The 16,426-nt window shown below is 72.5% G+C and carries 12 protein-coding genes; 6 read left to right on the forward strand and 6 right to left on the reverse strand.

Annotated features, from left to right (window positions below):
- The first annotated feature begins 74 nt into the window (after window positions 1-74).
- Window positions 75-3,029 (forward strand): HAMP domain-containing protein, encoded by a 2,955-nt coding sequence (locus ACF08N_RS32225; RefSeq protein ID WP_392328258.1) that lies wholly within the window; start codon window positions 75-77, stop codon window positions 3,027-3,029.
- A gap of 24 nt (window positions 3,030-3,053) precedes the next feature.
- Here the strand turns inward: ACF08N_RS32225 and ACF08N_RS32230 are convergent, their stop codons facing one another.
- Window positions 3,054-5,324, reverse strand: a complete 2,271-nt coding sequence (locus ACF08N_RS32230) for a SpoIIE family protein phosphatase (protein ID WP_392328259.1) — start codon at window positions 5,322-5,324, stop codon at window positions 3,054-3,056.
- A gap of 264 nt (window positions 5,325-5,588) precedes the next feature.
- On the opposite strand from ACF08N_RS32230, the gene ACF08N_RS32235 reads away from it, so the two are divergent.
- A complete protein-coding gene (locus ACF08N_RS32235; protein ID WP_392328260.1) occupies window positions 5,589-5,912 on the forward strand; it encodes a plasmid stabilization protein in 324 nt (107 codons plus the stop codon).
- Window positions 5,913-6,037: 125 nt separating this feature from the next.
- On the opposite strand, the gene ACF08N_RS32240 is transcribed toward ACF08N_RS32235, so the two are convergent.
- A complete protein-coding gene (locus tag ACF08N_RS32240; RefSeq protein ID WP_392328261.1) occupies window positions 6,038-6,742 on the reverse strand; it encodes an endonuclease in 705 nt (234 codons plus the stop codon).
- 211 nt (window positions 6,743-6,953) lie between these two features.
- On the opposite strand from ACF08N_RS32240, the gene ACF08N_RS32245 reads away from it, so the two are divergent.
- Complete coding sequence (locus ACF08N_RS32245) at window positions 6,954-7,217, forward strand: DUF6158 family protein (RefSeq protein WP_392328262.1); 264 nt, start codon at window positions 6,954-6,956, stop codon at window positions 7,215-7,217.
- Between the two features lie 42 nt (window positions 7,218-7,259).
- Here ACF08N_RS32245 and ACF08N_RS32250 read toward each other — a convergent pair whose 3' ends face one another.
- The 4 genes from ACF08N_RS32250 to ACF08N_RS32265 all read right to left on the reverse strand — a co-directional run bounded on the left by ACF08N_RS32250 (window position 7,260) and on the right by ACF08N_RS32265 (window position 13,100).
- A complete protein-coding gene (locus ACF08N_RS32250; protein ID WP_392328263.1) occupies window positions 7,260-7,811 on the reverse strand; it encodes a type 1 glutamine amidotransferase domain-containing protein in 552 nt (183 codons plus the stop codon).
- 205 nt (window positions 7,812-8,016) lie between these two features.
- Window positions 8,017-9,006: a methylmalonyl Co-A mutase-associated GTPase MeaB gene (gene meaB, locus ACF08N_RS32255; RefSeq protein WP_392328264.1), complete on the reverse strand. Its 990-nt coding sequence runs from the start codon at window positions 9,004-9,006 to the stop codon at window positions 8,017-8,019.
- Window positions 9,007-9,009: 3 nt separating this feature from the next.
- A complete protein-coding gene (gene scpA / locus ACF08N_RS32260) occupies window positions 9,010-11,217 on the reverse strand; it encodes a methylmalonyl-CoA mutase (protein ID WP_392328265.1) in 2,208 nt (735 codons plus the stop codon).
- Window positions 11,217-13,100, reverse strand: a complete 1,884-nt coding sequence (locus ACF08N_RS32265) for a methylmalonyl-CoA mutase family protein (protein ID WP_392328266.1) — start codon at window positions 13,098-13,100, stop codon at window positions 11,217-11,219. Before ACF08N_RS32265 ends, scpA begins: the two co-directional genes overlap by 1 nt.
- Before the next feature lie 183 nt (window positions 13,101-13,283).
- Between ACF08N_RS32265 and ACF08N_RS32270 the strand changes: the two genes are divergently transcribed.
- From ACF08N_RS32270 to ligD, 3 genes are all read left to right on the forward strand, one after another.
- Window positions 13,284-13,511, forward strand: a complete 228-nt coding sequence (locus ACF08N_RS32270; protein ID WP_392328267.1) for a DUF6458 family protein — start codon at window positions 13,284-13,286, stop codon at window positions 13,509-13,511.
- A gap of 128 nt (window positions 13,512-13,639) precedes the next feature.
- The gene (locus ACF08N_RS32275) at window positions 13,640-15,499 is read left to right on the forward strand and encodes a transketolase (protein WP_392328268.1); all 1,860 of its coding nucleotides are present in this window, start codon (window positions 13,640-13,642) and stop codon (window positions 15,497-15,499) included.
- Window positions 15,496-16,401, forward strand: coding sequence for a non-homologous end-joining DNA ligase (ligD, locus tag ACF08N_RS32280; RefSeq protein ID WP_392328269.1), 906 nt, complete (start codon window positions 15,496-15,498; stop codon window positions 16,399-16,401). The genes ACF08N_RS32275 and ligD overlap by 4 nt, the downstream gene beginning before the upstream one ends.
- Window positions 16,402-16,426 lie beyond the last annotated feature (25 nt).

Consider the following 16,426-nt stretch of genomic DNA (forward strand, 5'->3'; position numbering starts at 1 on the left):
TGGAGGAAGCCGTAGACGACGCCGCCCGGCCGCATGGCCTGCGGTGCCGCGCCCCCCACAGCACGAGGTCTGCGATGGATGTGTCCGCCCCCACGCCCGGCCAGGACGAGGCCCGGCCACCGGCCGAGCTGAGCGAGGAGGGGCTGAGGAAACTGCTGGCCGGCCTCATCGCCGTACGCGACGGAGACCTCTCCGTCCGGTTGCCGAGCGATTCCTCGGGCCTGCTCGGTGAGATCGCGGGGATCTACAACGACATGGTCGAGCAGCTGTCGCTGGTGACCTCGGAGGTCACCCGCGTCGCCCGCGAGGTCGGCGGCCAAGGGCTGCTCGGCGGCCAGGCACGCGAACCGCGGGTCAGCGGAGCGTGGAGCGAGCTGACCTCCGGCGTGAACACCATGGCCGACAACCTCACCTCCCAGGTGCGCGCGATCGCCCAGGTCGCCACCGCCGTCGCCCGCGGCGACCTCACCCGCAAGATCGACGTCGATGCCCGGGGCGAGATCCTGGAGCTGAAGACCACCATCAACACGATGGTCGACCGGCTCTCCTCGTTCGCCGAGGAGGTCTCCCGGGTGGCCCGCGAGGTCGGTACCGACGGAAACCTCGGGGGACAGGCCACCGTCCACGGCGTCTCGGGCACCTGGAAGGACCTCACCGACAACGTCAACTCCATGGCGAACAACCTCACCAACCAGGTGCGCAACATCGCCGAGGTCACCACGGCCGTCGCCCGTGGCGACCTCACCCGCAAGATCGACGTCGATGCCCGGGGCGAGATCCTGGAGCTGAAGACCACCATCAACACGATGGTCGACCAGCTGTCCTCGTTCGCGGCCGAGGTCACCCGGGTGGCGCGCGAGGTCGGCAGCGAGGGCCGGCTCGGCGGGCAGGCGGAGGTGGAGGGCGTCTCGGGCACCTGGAAACGGCTCACCGAGAACGTCAACGAACTCGCCGGCAACCTGACCCGCCAGGTCCGCGCCATCGCCGAGGTCACCAGCGCCGTCGCCGAGGGCGACCTCACCCGCTCCATCACCGTCGAGGCCCCCGGCGAGGTCGGCGAACTCAAGGACAACATCAACGCGATGGTGGAGTCCCTGCGCGCCACCATCCGCGCCAACGAGGAGCAGGACTGGCTCAAGACCAACCTGGCCAGGATGTCCGGCCTGATGCAGGGCACCCGCAACCTCGACGTCGTCGCCGAACGGATCATGGAGGAGCTCCCGCCGCTGGTCCGGGCCCAGTACGGCGGCTTCTTCCTCGCCGAGGAGGGACCCGACGGGCCCGAGCTCGTCATGATCGCCTCGTACGGCTCTCCCGAGGGCCCGGACGCGCCGCCGCGCCGCTTCCGCGTCGGCCAGGGCCTCGTCGGCCAGGCCGCACGAAGCCGCCGCCCCGTCGAGGTGCACGACCTGCCGCCCGGCTACGCCACCGTCACCACCGGCACGGGCGGCACCGACCCGAGCCATCTGGTCGTGCTGCCCGTGGTCCTCGAGGAGCAGGTGCTCGCAGTCATCGAACTCGCCGCCGTCCGACCGCCGACCGTCGTCCACCGCGACTTCCTCGACCAGTTCATCGAGAGCGTCGGCGTCAACGTCAGCACCCTCCTCGCCAACACCCGCACCGACGAACTGCTGGAGCAGTCGCAGCGGCTCACCGCCGAACTCAGCGCGCGCTCCAAGGAGCTGACGGCACGTCAGGACGAGCTGCAGCGCTCCAACGCCGAGCTCAAGGAGAAGGCGGCCCTGCTGGCCGACCGCAACCGCGACATCGAGCGCAAGAACCTGGAGATCGAACAGGCCCGCCAGGAACTGGAGGCCCGCGCCCAGCAGTTGTCCCGGACCTCGATGTACAAATCGGAGTTCCTGGCCAACATGAGCCACGAACTGCGCACGCCGCTCAACAGCCTGCTCATCCTGGCCCAGCTCCTCGCGCAGAACGTCGAGGGCAACCTGACCGACAAGCAGGTCGACTACGCGCAGGTCATCCACTCCGCCGGCTCCGACCTGCTCCAGCTCATCAACGACATCCTGGACCTGTCGAAGGTCGAGGCCGGCAAGATGCCCGTCCACCCGGCCACTTTCGCGCTCGCGGACCTCATGGAGTACGTCGAGGCCACCTTCCGGCACGTCGCCGGGGAGCGCCAACTCGCCTTCGAGGTGATCGCGGAACCCGGCACCCCCGACCGGCTGACCACCGACGAGTCGCGACTGCGCCAGGTCCTGCGCAACCTGCTGTCCAACGCGCTGAAGTTCACCGAGGAGGGCCAGGTCGAACTGCGCGTCGCGAGCGTCCCCGCGGACAAGGTGCCCGCGCCCCTGCGCGGCACGGGGGAGGTCGTCGCCTTCCATGTCCGCGACACCGGCATCGGAATCCCCGCCGACCGCCTGGAGAGCATGTTCGGTGCCTTCCAGCAGGGCGACGGCACCACCTCACGCCACTACGGCGGCACCGGCCTCGGCCTGTCCATCAGCCGGGAGGTCGCCAGCCTGCTGGGCGGCGTGATCGAGGTGGACAGCACCCCGGGACGCGGCAGCTGCTTCACCCTCTACCTGCCGGTCCACGGGCGCGGTGGCTCGTCGGACGTTTCCACGGAGACCGGCACCGAACGGGAGGAGACCGGGGTGGCCGCCGCGGGCTCGCCGGCCGCCGGACACACGGTCCTGGTCGTGGACGACGACGTCCGCAACGTGTTCGCGCTCACCGAGATCCTCGAAAGGGAGGGCATCAGCGTCCTGACGGCGGGCAACGGCAGGGACGGCGTCGAACTGCTGCGGACCCACGACGAGATCGAACTCGTCGTGATGGACGTGATGATGGCCGGCATGGACGGATACGCCACGATGGCCGCCATGCGGGACCTCCCCCGCGCCGCACACGTGCCGGTCATCGTCGTCACCGCCAAGGCCATGCCGGGCGACCGGGCCGAGGCGCTCGCCGCCGGCGCGGACGACTACGTGGCCAAGCCCGTGGACGCCATCGAACTGCTGGCCAAGATCCGGACCCGGCTGGGACGCCCTCCCGGCGCGTGACCACGCGACACGAGCGGCGGGCCGTCAGCCCAGGCGGATGGCGATCAGGCTGGTGTCGTCGTCCGTGTCCCCGGTGGCGCCGCCGAGCAGCCGGTCCACCTGTTCCTCCACGGTGCACGGGCCGAGTTCCTCGGCGGTCAGCCGCAGGGCGTCCAGCCCCTTGTCCAGGCCGTCGTGCCGCCGCTCGATGAGGCCGTCCGTGAACATCAACAGCGTGTCACCGTGGACCAGTTGGGTCGTCCGCTCCTCGTACGAGGGCGACGGCAGGGCGCCCAGCAGGATGTCGTGCGGCGGTTCCAGCAGCCGCGCCCGGCCCTCGCGGACCAGCAGCAACGGCAGATGGCCGGCGCTCGCCCAGCGCAGGACCCGGTCAGAGGGGTCGTACAGCGCGCACACCGCCGTCGCCGTGGGATGCCCCGGCGCGTGCAGGGTCACCTCGTTGAGCCAGCCCATGAGCCGGCCGGGGGCATGGCCCGTGACCGCAAGGCCCCGCAGCGCGTTGCGCAGAGCGACCATGCCGGTCGCCGAGTCGATCCCGTGTCCCGCGACATCGCCCACCGCCATGAGCACCCGCCCGTCCGGCAGCGGCAGGATGTCGTACCAGTCACCGCCGACCCGGTACTCCGCCGCCGCCGGGCGGTAACGGGCCGCCGCGCTCAGCCCCGGCAGCATGGCCGGTGACGGGATCTCGGGCACGATCGCCTGCTGCAGCTGGAGCACCAGCCGGTGCCGCAGCACGGCCTGCGCGCGCACGGCGTTGAGCTGGTCGAACGTCGCGGTGAGCGCGACCTCGGTGTGGTACTCGGCGGAGATGTCCTGGTAGACGCCCGTGATCCCGGTGAGCACGGACTCGCGCAGCAGCGGCTCGGCGGCGATCCGCACATGGCGTGGACCGCCGTCGTGCCGCAGCACCCGGACCACCGCCGCGGCACCCTTGCGCCGCTCCACCACGTCGGTGAGCAGTTCCGCGAGGTCGGCCGCGTCCTCGGGATGCACGCGCGAACCCAGCTCGGACAGGGGGACCGGCGCCGCGTCCCGGGGCATGTCGAAGATCGCGTACGTCTGCTCGGTCCACGTCGTCCGGCCTGTCGTCAGGTCGTCCTCGAACAGCGCGAGCCCCTGCAGACGCCCCACCGCCCGGCCCACCGCCGTGCGGCGGTCGCTCGCCGTGTGCCACAGGACGACCACCCGGTCCCGGCCCGCAGGCAGGACCCGCACGTCGAGCAGGGGAGCGGGGGAATCACCGTTGTGCTCGGCGGGCAGCCGCGCCGCCCGCTGGAGGAAGCCCGCGTACTGGGCGCGCCGGGCCATCGCCGACAGGTCCCGGTGCACCAGAGGGAACGCCACCTCGATCGGACGGCCCGCCACGCGGTGGGCCCCGCCGAGTGCCTCGGCCGCCTGCGGGTTCACATGCTCGACCGTCAGCCCCGAGGCGCCGGAGTCCCGGTGCAGCGTCATGGCCGGATGGACGAGGCAGTCCAGCAGGTCGTCGAGCGCGGGCATGTCGGCGGGCGGCTCCGCCGCCGCGCCCAGCAGCCGGCCCGCGACCTCGACGAGGGCCGGCACCATGACCCGTACCTGTTCGTCCAGTTCGGCGCTGTCCGGCCAGACGGCCAGGGCCAGCCCCACCGCGGAGCCGCGCACCCGCAGCGGGAGGAGCGCCCGCGCCGCCCGCGTGGAGGGGCCCGGCAGCACGTGCCCGTCGGAGACCCCGGACGGCAGCCAGACCGGTTCACCGTCCAGCAGTGCCGTGCGCACCGGCAGCGGCGCGGCCGGCGGGATCCACCGCCACTGGGCCGCCTCCAGCGCACCGACTCCCGCATGCCCCATCAGCTCCAGGCAGCCGGACTCCGTCAGCCGCCACAGCCACAGTGCCTCCACCCCCAGCGGACGCAGCCCGCCCTCCAGCAGCGTGGCAGCGCCGCGGGACACGGACTCCTCGGCCTCCGCCGAGGCCGTGACCTGGCGCAGCCGGCGGGCATCGGTCCACAGGGTGCTCCCGTCCGTGCGGGAGGGCGGCGCGGACACGGCGAGGGACCCGGCCACACCGTTGACGATGTCGGCGGCGATGTCCTCCCGGCTCAGCACGGCGGACCGGGCCAGGCGCGCCAGATGCTCGGCGGCCTCGGACGGCGAGGTCTGCAGCTGCGCGGCGAGGATGCCGGTGGCCAGATCGGTCAGATGCCGCCGGGTGATGTCGTCCCGCAGCGCCGCGTTCTCCTCGGTGAGCCGCTGGAGGACGGCCGGCGTGTGGTTGTGCCCGCCGCCGCCTTCGAAGGGCCCGTGCGCAGGCATCGTCTCGACCACTCCCCTCTCGGGCAGCAGGGGCGACCGGGGAACGGTCGCCGCCCGCTGTGGAGTTTACGCGCGGCCGGGGGGCGTGGCACATGTGCGCCGAGGGGCCGGTGTGCCGATGTGCCGGTGGTGCGGGATTGCCGCAGGACGGCGCGGGTACCCGCAGTACCCGATCGCCGCAGCGTCCGGCCACGGCGATTGCGCCACCGTTCGGTGCGGCGCACGGTGGACGGGTCGGATTCCGTCCCGGTCGAAGGAGTAGTCATGCCCCGCGGTTCCAGTTCCAAGAGGGAACGGCAGTACGAGCACATCAAGGAGAGCGCCGAGCAGCGCGGAGAGAGCGGCAAGCGCGCCAAGGAGATCGCGGCACGCACGGTCAACAAGGAGCGGGCCCGCTCGGGCGAGTCCCGTACGGCGAGCAAGACGTCCACGCAGGACATGTCCTCCTCGAGCCGGGGCGGGAAGCGTTCGGGAAAGGGCTCCGAAGGCCCCACGTACGACCAGCTGTACGCGGAGGCGCAGCGCCGTAACGTGCACGGCCGCTCCTCCATGAACAAGGACGAGCTGAAGCGCTCCCTCGGCAAGTGACCGGCCTCTTCCCCCAGGTCACTGCCCACGATCCAGGTCACTGCCCACGATCCGGCCGGCCGGGTGCATCCCTGTCACCCGGTCGGCCGAACGCGTCGGCTTCTCGCCGCCGGCCCCTGACCCGCTCAGCTCTTGGTGGTCTTTTCACCGGCCCGCGACGTCACCTCATCGGCGACCTCGGTGTCCACCGCCGCCCGGACCAGCGCCGCCGCGAGATGCGCCGGGTCGTTGTGCCGCGCGGACTTCAGGTCCCGGGCGGTCTTCAGAAGGGCTTCCGCGTCTGCGGGCAGGCCCAGTCGGCGGGCACCGTCCAGCGCCTTGTCGTCCAGCAGCGGACCCGCCTCCGGCCACACGTCCTGCACCTCGCGCAGGAAGATCTCCACCCCGGCCGGTCCGAGACCGGGCACCTCACGCAACAGTTTCCGCAGCTCCCCGGCGTCCTTGCCGGCCTCCTCACGCATCCGGCGCAGGTCTCCGCCGTACTTCTCGAGCACCAGCTCGGCCGCCTTGCCCAGCTGTGTGGCCGTGCTCTCGTCGTACCGCCGGTAGCCGCCCCTGCCGAGGGCGTCGACCCTGTCCTGCCAGGACGCGTCGGCCATCGCGCGTGCGCTGCGCATGCCCGCCCCGCTCAGCTCACGCGCGGAGGCGACCGCGGCCGAGCTGCGGATACGGGCGCTCAGCAATGCGGTCAGCACCAGCAGCCGGTACAGCGGCTGGGGTGTGTCCCGCAGCCGGATCCCGGCCTCCTCGGCGTAGGTGCTGCCGTGCTCGTCGAGCAGCACCCGCAGCACCTCGCGCTGCTCGGCCGGGGCCGCGGTCTTCGACATCATGTCCGCTCACCGTCCCGTCTCGGCCTGCACGCTCGCCCACGGTCCGGGACGCTCGTGGAGAGGGGTGGGAAACGCCGGCTCCATGGTCTTTCCTCCCTCGGAGGCCGGATATCGCGTCACGAGCGGGTACCCGCGAGGTGGCGGGACACACGCCGGTCCGCGCCGCCGAGGCGGCGCGGGGCACAGCGAGAATCGGAAGGGACGGTTCGCCGTGAAGGAGACCGAGCACCACGGCCACCAGGGCGTCGACCCGGCACGCCTGGGCGAGCAGGACCTGCTGCGCGAGCTGGAGAGCATCCACCGCAGCCGCCACGACACGCTGCTGTACGGATCGGAGGCCGCGTTCGCGGCGCACGACGTGCGGATGAAGGACCTGGAGGCCGAGTACCTGCGCCGGCACCCCGAGCGCCCGGTCGCCTCGGGGCGTACTCGCGAGGGCGCCCGCTCCCGCCACAGCAGCCCTAGGGCTGACTGAGGCCGGGGCCCTGGCCACAGCGGGCCCCGGCCCCCGCAGGGATCAGTGCGCGGCGGCGACGCCGCGCGCGAACTCGGTGGTGAACGCCTCGCAGAACGCCTTGAGATCGCCCGGCTTGCGGCTGGTGATCAGCGTGCTCGGCGCGGCCTGGCACACCTGGACCCTTTCGTCGACCCAGTCGCCGCCCGCGTTCCGGATGTCGGTGCGCAGGCTGGGCCAGGACGTCAGCGTGCGCCCGCGTACGACTTCGGCCTCGACCAGCGTCCAGGGGGCGTGGCAGATCGCGGCGACCGGCTTGCCCGCCTCGAAGAAGGACCGGACGAAGGCAACCGCCTTGCCGTCCATGCGCAGGGCGTCCGGGTTCGCCACGCCGCCGGGCAGCACCAGCGCGTCGTAGTCGTCCGCGGAGGCGTCGGACACCGTCTCGTCCACCGGGAAGGTGTCCGCCTTGTCGAAATGATGGAAGGCCTGCACCGTTCCGGGGCGCGTCGCGATCAGCCTCGGCTCGTGGCCCGCGTCCTGCGCGGCCTTCCACGGGTCGGTGAGCTCGATCTGCTCCACGCCCTCGTGGGCCGTCAGAAATGCGATCCGCATGATGAACGCTCCTCGCTCTGTCCCGTCGGCTGCTTGACCAGGGCGAGTACCCGGAGCCCCAGGGGCGACACCACCGCCGGCCCGGAGGTTTGGAGCGCGGCTTGGCGGGGACTCGGCCGTCCGGTCGAGCGGCCGATGGGATGAGGCCGGGTGCGGACGGCGGACCGCACCCGGCTCCCGGCATGTGGGAGCGCCGGCGAGGCCTCTACTGCGGCCGTGCGAACGCTTCGAGCAGGCGTTCCGCCGCGAGCGTCGCGGTCAGCGTGCCCTCCCGGACCCGGCGCTCGACGTCCGGCGCGAGGTTCCGGACGGCCGGGTGGCGGTGCAGCCGCTCCACCAGCGCGTCGCGGACCATGGCCCACGTCCAGTCGATCTGCTGCTCGCGCCGCTTCGCCGCGAGCCGCCCCGTCGACTCCAGCACCGTCCGGTGCTGCTCCAGCCGCTCCCACACCGCGTCGAGCCCCGTGCCCTCGCGGGCGCTGCACGACAGCACCGGGGGAGTCCACGCCGCGTCGGCCGGGTGCATGAGCCGGAGCGCACCGGCCAGTTCACGGGCGGCGGAGCGGGCGTCGCGCTCGTGCGGGCCGTCCGCCTTGTTCACGGCGATCACGTCGGCGAGCTCCAGCACGCCCTTCTTGATGCCCTGGAGCTGGTCCCCGGTGCGGGCGAGGCTCAGCAGCAGGAACGAGTCGACCATGTCCGCCACCGCGGTCTCCGACTGGCCCACACCGACCGTCTCCACCAGGACCACGTCGTACCCGGCGGCCTCCATCACGATGATCGTCTCGCGGGTCGCCTTGGCCACACCGCCGAGCGTGCCCGCGCTGGGGGAGGGCCGCACGAACGCGGCCGGGTCCGTCGCGAGCCGCTCCATCCGGGTCTTGTCGCCCAGGATGGAGCCGCCGGTCCGCGTGGACGACGGGTCGACGGCGAGCACGGCCACCCGGTGGCCGAGGCCCGTGAGCATCGAGCCGAGCGCGTCGATGAACGTGGACTTGCCGACGCCGGGCACACCGCTGATGCCCACCCGCCGGGCCGTGCCCGCGTACGGCAGCAGCTCGGTGAGCAACTGCTGCGCGAGCACTTTGTGGTCGGCGCGGGTGGACTCGACGAGCGTGACGGCGCGGGCGACATACGCCCGCGACCCGTCCCGTACGCCCTTGACGTAGGCGTCGATGTCGATCTTCGGCGGCATGGCCTACAACTCGTGGCCGAGCGACTCGGCCAGTGTCGCGACGAGGTCACGGGCCGCGTCCGGGATCACCGTCCCCGGCGGGAACACCGCCGCCGCGCCCGCCTCGTGCAGTGCGTCGACGTCCTGGGGCGGGATCACACCACCGACGACGATCATGATGTCCTCGCGTCCCTCGGCCGCCAGCTCCTCCCGGAGCGCGGGCACCAGCGTCAGATGCCCCGCGGCCAGCGACGAGACGCCCACGATGTGCACGTCCGCCTCGACCGCCTGCCGGGCCACCTCGGCCGGCGTCTGGAACAGCGGGCCGACGTCCACGTCGAAACCGAGGTCGGCGAAAGCGGTCGCGATCACCTTCTGGCCGCGGTCGTGACCGTCCTGCCCCATCTTGGCGACCAGGATGCGCGGCCTGCGGCCCTCCGCCTCCTCGAACGCGTCCACCAGGGCACGGGTGCGGTCCACCGCGGGTGACATGCCTGCCTCGTTCCGGTACACGCCCGAGATCGTACGGATCTGGCCCGAGTGCCGGCCGTACACCTTCTCCAGGGCGTCGGAGATCTCCCCGACACTCGCCTTGGCGCGGGCCGCGTCGACCGCCAGCGCCAGCAGGTTGCCCTCCAGGCCGCCGTCCCGCGCGGGCCCGGCCTCCGCGGCCGCGGTCAGCGCGCGCAGCGCGTCCTGGCAGGCCGCCTCGTCGCGCTCGGCGCGCAGCCGGCGGAGCTTCTCCACCTGCTGGGCCCGTACCTGGGAGTTCTCGACCTTGAGGACCTCGATCTGCTCGTCGGACTCCACCCGGTACTTGTTGACACCGATCATCGGCTGGCGGCCGGAGTCGATCCGGGCCTGCGTCCGCGCGGCGGCCTCCTCGACCCGCAGCTTGGGGATGCCCGCGTCGATGGCCTTCGCCATGCCGCCCGCCGCCTCGACCTCCTCGATGTGCTGCCAGGCCCGGCGCGCGAGATCGTGGGTCAGCTTCTCCACGTACGCGCTGCCGCCCCACGGGTCGATGACCCGGCACGTGCCGGACTCCTGCTGGAGGAGGAGCTGCGTGTTGCGGGCGATGCGCGCCGAGAAGTCGGTCGGCAGGGCCAGCGCCTCGTCCAGGGCGTTGGTGTGCAGCGACTGCGTGTGCCCCTGCGTCGCGGCCATCGCCTCGATACAGGTACGCGTGACGTTGTTGAACACGTCCTGCGCGGTGAGCGACCAGCCCGACGTCTGCGAATGGGTGCGCAGCGACAGCGACTTGGGGTTCTTCGGGTCGAACTCCTTCACCAGTTTCGCCCACAGCAGCCGCGCCGCGCGCAGCTTGGCGATCTCCATGAAGAAGTTCATCCCGATCGCCCAGAAGAACGACAGCCGCGGCGCGAACGCGTCCACGTCCATGCCCGCCGCGATACCGGCCCGCAGGTACTCCAAGCCGTCGGCCAGCGTGTACGCGAGCTCCAGGTCGGCCGTCGCTCCGGCCTCCTGGATGTGGTAGCCGGAGATGGAGATCGAGTTGTAGCGGGGCATCTTCTGCGAGGTGTACGCGAAGATGTCCGAGATGATCCGCATCGAGGGAGCCGGCGGATAGATGTAGGTGTTGCGGACCATGAACTCCTTGAGGATGTCGTTCTGGATGGTCCCGGCCAGCTTCTCGGGCGGTACGCCCTGCTCCTCGGCGGCCACGATGTACAGCGCCAGCACGGGCAGCACCGCGCCGTTCATCGTCATCGACACGCTCATCCGGTCCAGCGGAATGCCGTCGAACAGCTGCCGCATGTCCAGGATCGAGTCGATCGCCACACCGGCCATGCCGACGTCACCGGTCACCCGGGGATGGTCGCTGTCGTAGCCCCGGTGCGTCGGCAGGTCGAAGGCCACCGACAGGCCCTTCTGCCCGGCGGCCAGATTGCGCCGGTAGAAGGCGTTCGACTCCTCGGCCGTGGAGAAACCGGCGTACTGGCGGATCGTCCAGGGCTGGTTGACGTACATCGTCGGGTACGGGCCGCGCAGGAACGGAGCGAGGCCCGGATACGTGCCGAGGAAGTCGACACCCTCCAGATCGCCGTCCGTGTACAGCGGCTTGACCGGAATCCCCTCCGGCGTCTCCCACACCAGCTGGTCCGCGTCCGTGCCGGTGGCCGCCTCGACCGCCTCGCGCCACGCGCCCTCGGTCGCCGGGCCCGCGGCGGCGGGGCCCAGCTCGATCCCCGTGAAGTCAGGGATGCCCATCACGCCACTCCGATCCGGTCGAGGACGGAGCCCAGGACGGCGACCGCGTCACCGCCCGCGACGACGAACTCGTCGACCCCGGCCTTCTCGTACGTCTCACGCTGCTCGCCGGGGCGGCCGGCGAGGAACACCCACCGTGCGCCCGCCGACTTGAGGGCCTCGGCGACCGGCCCCGCCTGCTCCGCGTACACGGCGTCGCTGGAGCACACACATGCCACCTGCGCGCCGCTCGCTGTGAACGCCGCCGCGGCCGACGCCGCGTCGACGCTCACCGGGTCGTGGACCGGCTCGATGCCGCCCGCCTGGAACAGGTTGGCCGCGAACGTCGCCCGCGTGGTGTGCGCGGACGCGGGCCCGAGCGCCGCCAGGAACACCCTCGGCCGCTCGCCCGTGGCCGCCAGGTGCGCGTCCGAACGGGCCCGCAGCGCCTCGAACGCCTCGTCGCGGCGCACCACCGGCAGTCCGCCCGACGGGCGCGCCGGAGCGGCGTCGCGCTCCACCGGCACCTCGGCGAGCAGCGGGAACTCGCTGACGCCGGTGACCGGTTCACGGCGTGTGGCGAGCCGACGGCGGCGGCTCTCCCACGCGGCACCGATACGCTCGCCGACCAGGCCGTCGCGGAGCGCGGCCGCCTGGCCGCCCGCCCGCTCGATCTCCTGGAACCACGCCCACGCGGCACGCGCCAGCTCGTCCGTCAGCCGCTCCACGTACCAGGAGCCGCCCGCCGGGTCGATCACCCGGCCCATGTGCGACTCCTCCAGCAGAATCGTGGACGTGTTGCGGGCGATCCGGCGCGCGAACGCGTCCGGCAGGCCCAGCGCATGGTCGAAAGGCAGCACGGTGACCGAGTCGGCGCCGCCCGCACCGGCGGCCAGCGACGCGACCGTGGTGCGCAGCATGTTCACCCACGGATCGCGGCGCGTCATCATCACAGGCGACGTCACCGCGTGCTGACGCTGCGCCCCGGCGCCCTCGGCGGCACCGCTCACCTCGGCGACACTGGACCACAGCCGCCGCGCGGCGCGCAGCTTCGCGATCGTCAGGAACTGGTCGGCGGTGGCCGCGTACCGGAACTCCAGCTGTCCGCAGGCGGCGTCCACGCCCAGTCCGGCGGCCGTCAGCTCACGCAGCCACGCGACCCCGCTCGCCAGGGAGCAGCCCAGTTCCTGTGCCGCCGTCGCGCCCGCCTCGTGGTACGGCAGGGCGTCCACGGTCACGGCACGCAGGCCGGGGTACGACGCCGCGCACCGCGCGGCGAGAGCGGCCGCGGCGGCCATCCTGCCGTCGAGACCGTCGTACCGGCCGGTGCGCGCGGCGAGCCCGAGCGGATCGGCGCCGAGGTTGCCGAGCGCCACCTCGGGGGCGAACCCGCGCTCCTCGTACAGCCGCAGCAGCGCCTCGGCCGCGGCCTCGAACTCCTCGCCGGCGTCGAGCACGACGGGAGCGAGATCGAGCAGGACGCCGTCCAGTGCGGCGCCGAGCGCGCCGACGGGCAGCCCGGAGGCGCCCACGGCCAGCCACAGCGACGTGACGCCGTTCTCCAGGTCGGTGAGCACCGCGTCGTTGACCGCCGCCGGGTCGGCCCGGTCGTGGCGCTGGCGCACGTCCCAGCCGGACACCACCCCGCCCGCGGGCGTGCCGCCCCGGGTGAAAGGGGCGAAGCCGGGAAGGCCGGAGCTGTCCGCACCGTCGCGGGCCGTGTACAGGGGACGGGTGGTGATCCCGTCCTCCAGGGCCGTGGACAGCGCGTCCTCGGCCGCCGTGCCCTGGGCGTCCTTGCCTGATTTGCGCAGCACGCCTTCGACCAGGCGCTGCCACTGCTCATGGGTCGCATCCGGGAACTCGGCGGCCAGTGAGAACCCGTCATCGGGGAGGACCGTCATGCTCGGATGTTAGGACAGCAGCGCAAAGGTGCAGCAGGGGAACAGGCTGTGACCTTGCCCTCTCCGGTCCGCTCTTGATCCTTTGCGCGGTGTGCCCTATCCGGGGCATGTCCGTACCGCGGTCGGGTACCCGCACCGGACCAGCCAAGCATCGCGACAGCAGAACAAGAAGAGGTGAGTCGCATGGGTCTGGGCGGGTGCATCATCCTGATCGCCGTCGGGGCAATACTCACGTTCGCCACCGACTGGGAGGTCAAGGGCGCGAACCTCGACGTCATCGGGGTGATCCTCATGGCCGTCGGCTTCATCGGCGTGGCCACCTTCACGAGCATCGCCAAGCGCCGCCGTGTTGTCGTACCCCCCTCGACACCGGTCGTCGACGAGAGGCCGGACCGCCGCCCCTACGAGTGACCTGCCCTTTTCGCCGCTGCCCGGCACAGGCCGGGCGGCGGGCCGCCGGTTTGACCACCGGACGTGCGGGCACCCGCACAGCGCTCCCCACGTCCGCGTGCGCGGCACCCCTTCCAAGGAGCGAAGAGATGCAAGTCCCATCAGCCCAGGCCGAACAACTGGCGGAGTTCGGACAGCAGTTGCGCGTCGACGCGGTCCGCGCGGCCGACGCAGCCGGCTCCGGACACCCCACGTCCTCCATGTCCGCGGCCGACCTCGCCGCCGTACTCCTTGCGCGCCACCTGCGCTACGACTTCACCCGGCCCGAGCACCCCGGGAACGACCGGCTCGTGCTCTCCAAGGGCCACGCGTCGCCCCTGCTGTACGCCCTCTACCGGGCCGCCGGGGCGATCGACGAGGAGGAGCTGCTCACGTTCCGCAAGCGCGACAGCCGCCTCGAAGGCCATCCGACACCACGGCTGCCCTGGGTGGACGTGGCCACCGGGTCCCTGGGCCAGGGACTGCCGGTCGGCGTCGGCATGGCCCTCGCCGGCAAGAGGCTGGACCAGATCCCCTACCGGGTGTGGGTCCTGTGCGGCGACAGCGAGATGGCGGAGGGCTCCGTGTGGGAGGCCGTCCAGCACGCCGCATACGAGCATCTCGACAATCTGGTCCTGATCGTCGACGTCAACCGGCTCGGACAGCGGGGCCCCACCCGGTTCGGCTGGGACCTCGACGCCTACGCCCGCCGGCTGGAGGCGTTCGGCTGGCACACCCTGCGCATCGACGGACACGACGTCGCCGCTGTCGACGCCGCGCTGACCGACGCGGACGCCACCACCGGCCGACCCACCGCCGTGCTCGCCCGCACCCACAAGGGCCACGGGGTGGCAGCCGTACAGGACCAGGAGGGCAAGCACGGCAAGCCGCTCCCGGACGCGGAGGAGGCGATCAGGGAACTCGGCGGCGTCCGCGACGCACGGATCGACGTGGCACGCCCGCCCGAGGTACGCGTACTCCACCGGCGCGGCGGCGGACTGACCCTGCCGGTGTACGAGACCGGTGCCGAGGTCGCCACCCGCACCGCCTACGGGCAGGCTCTCGCCGCCCTCGGCTCCGCACGCACCGACGTCGTCGCCCTCGACGCCGAGGTCGGCGACTCCACCCGCACCGACCTGTTCGCCAAGGAGCACCCGGGCCGCTACTTCCAGTGCTACATCGCCGAACAGCAGTTGGTCGCCGCCGCCGTCGGCATGGCCGCCCGCGGCTACGTCCCCTTCGCTTGCACCTTCGCCGCCTTCCTCACCCGCGCCCACGACTTCATCCGCATGGCCGCCGTGAGCCGCGCCTCGATCAACCTCGTCGGCTCGCACGCCGGCGTCGCCATCGGCGAGGACGGTCCCTCGCAGATGGGCCTGGAGGACCTGGCCCTGTTCCGCGCGGTGCCGGGCAGCACCGTGCTGTACCCCTGCGACGGCCCGCAGACCGCCCGCCTCGTCGCTGCCATGGCCGACCTGCCCAACATCACCTACCTGCGCACCAGCCGCTCCGACATGCCGGTGCTCTACGGCCGGGACGAGGAGTTCCCCGTCGGCGGCTCCAAGGTGCTGCGCTCCTCCGGCCGCGACCGCGCCTGCGTCATCGCCGCGGGGGTCACCGTGCACGAGGCGCTGGCCGCCGCCCACACACTCGAACGCGAAGGCATCGCCGTCCGTGTCGTGGACGCGTACAGCGTCAAGCCCGTCGACACCGCGACCCTGCAGACGGCCGCGGACGACACGGGCTGCCTCATGACCGTCGAGGACCACCACTCCGAGGGCGGTCTCGGTGACGCGGTGGCCGAGGCGTTCGGCGACGGCCGCCCCGCACCCCGCCTCGTCCGCCTCGGAGTACGCGGGGTGCCGGCGTCCGCCACGCCCCGGGAGCAACTGCACGCGGCGGGCATCGACGCCGAGTCGATCGCCGCCGCCGTGCGGCTGCTCGTCGCGGAGGCGATGGTGAGTCCATGAGCACCCAGCGCGTGGCGGCGGGCGGCCGCAGCGTCGAGATCAAGCGCGCCGAGAAGCTGCTGTTCCCCGACGACGGGATCAGCAAGGCGGACCTCGCCGCCTACTACCGCGGCATCGCGCCGTACATGCTTCCCCACCTGCGCGGCAGGCCGCTGATGCTGGAGCGGTACCCGGACGGCGTCGGCGGCCCCCGGTTCATGCAGAAGCACACCCCCGAGCACTACCCCGACTGGGTCGGCAGGGCGGAGGTCGGCAAGGAAGGCGGCACCGTCGTGCACACCGTGTGCGACACCACCGCCACCCTCATGTACCTCGTCGGCCAGGCGTGTGTCACCTTCCACCGCTGGCAGTCCCGCGTGAAGGCGCCCGACCGCCCCGACCGGCTCGTCTTCGACCTCGACCCGCCGGGCGACGACTTCGAGGCCGTCCGCAGCGCCGCCCACGGGCTCGGCGAACTCCTCGACGAACTGCGCCTGCCCTCCCAGCTGATGACCACCGGATCCCGCGGACTCCACGTCATCGTGCCGCTCCCCGGCACGTCCGGCTTCGACGAGACCCGGGCCTTCGCGCAGGAGGTGGCCGAGACGCTCGCCGCCCGCGACCCGCGGCATCTCACCACCGCGGTACGCAAACAGGCGCGCGGGGACCGCCTCTACCTCGACGTCCAGCGCAACGGATACGCGCAGACCGCCGTCGTCCCGTACTCGGTGCGGGCCAAGCCCGGCGCCCCGGTCGCCACACCCGTCGGCTGGGACCAGCTGGACGACCCCGGACTCACCGCACGGCGCTGGACGATCGCCGACGTGCTCGACCAGGCGCGCGCCGAGCCGTGGAAGGAGACCGCCGACGGCCGCAGGGCACTCGGCCCGGCCGGACGCCGGCTGGCGTCACTGCGTAGGTGACGCGCGTACGGGCGGTCCGTCGTGC

Origin of the sequence: Streptomyces sp. NPDC015127, from assembly GCF_043080095.1 — a bacterium.
Lineage (GTDB): Bacteria > Actinomycetota > Actinomycetes > Streptomycetales > Streptomycetaceae > Streptomyces.

Bases quoted from the DNA above. Each gene is read 5' to 3' on its own strand.
- ACF08N_RS32270 (WP_392328267.1), top strand. From the start codon at position 13,284: ATGGGTCTGGGCGGGTGCATCATCCTGATCGCCGTCGGGGCAATACTC.
- scpA (WP_392328265.1), bottom strand. From the start codon at position 11,217: ATGGGCATCCCTGACTTCACGGGGATCGAGCTGGGCCCCGCCGCCGCG.
- ACF08N_RS32230 (WP_392328259.1), bottom strand. From the start codon at position 5,324: ATGCCTGCGCACGGGCCCTTCGAAGGCGGCGGCGGGCACAACCACACG.
- ACF08N_RS32240 (WP_392328261.1), bottom strand. From the start codon at position 6,742: ATGATGTCGAAGACCGCGGCCCCGGCCGAGCAGCGCGAGGTGCTGCGG.
- ACF08N_RS32250 (WP_392328263.1), bottom strand. From the start codon at position 7,811: ATGCGGATCGCATTTCTGACGGCCCACGAGGGCGTGGAGCAGATCGAG.
- ligD (WP_392328269.1), top strand. From the start codon at position 15,496: ATGAGCACCCAGCGCGTGGCGGCGGGCGGCCGCAGCGTCGAGATCAAG.
- ACF08N_RS32225 (WP_392328258.1), top strand. From the start codon at position 75: ATGGATGTGTCCGCCCCCACGCCCGGCCAGGACGAGGCCCGGCCACCG.
- ACF08N_RS32275 (WP_392328268.1), top strand. From the start codon at position 13,640: ATGCAAGTCCCATCAGCCCAGGCCGAACAACTGGCGGAGTTCGGACAG.
- meaB (WP_392328264.1), bottom strand. From the start codon at position 9,006: ATGCCGCCGAAGATCGACATCGACGCCTACGTCAAGGGCGTACGGGAC.
- ACF08N_RS32235 (WP_392328260.1), top strand. From the start codon at position 5,589: ATGCCCCGCGGTTCCAGTTCCAAGAGGGAACGGCAGTACGAGCACATC.
- ACF08N_RS32265 (WP_392328266.1), bottom strand. From the start codon at position 13,100: ATGACGGTCCTCCCCGATGACGGGTTCTCACTGGCCGCCGAGTTCCCG.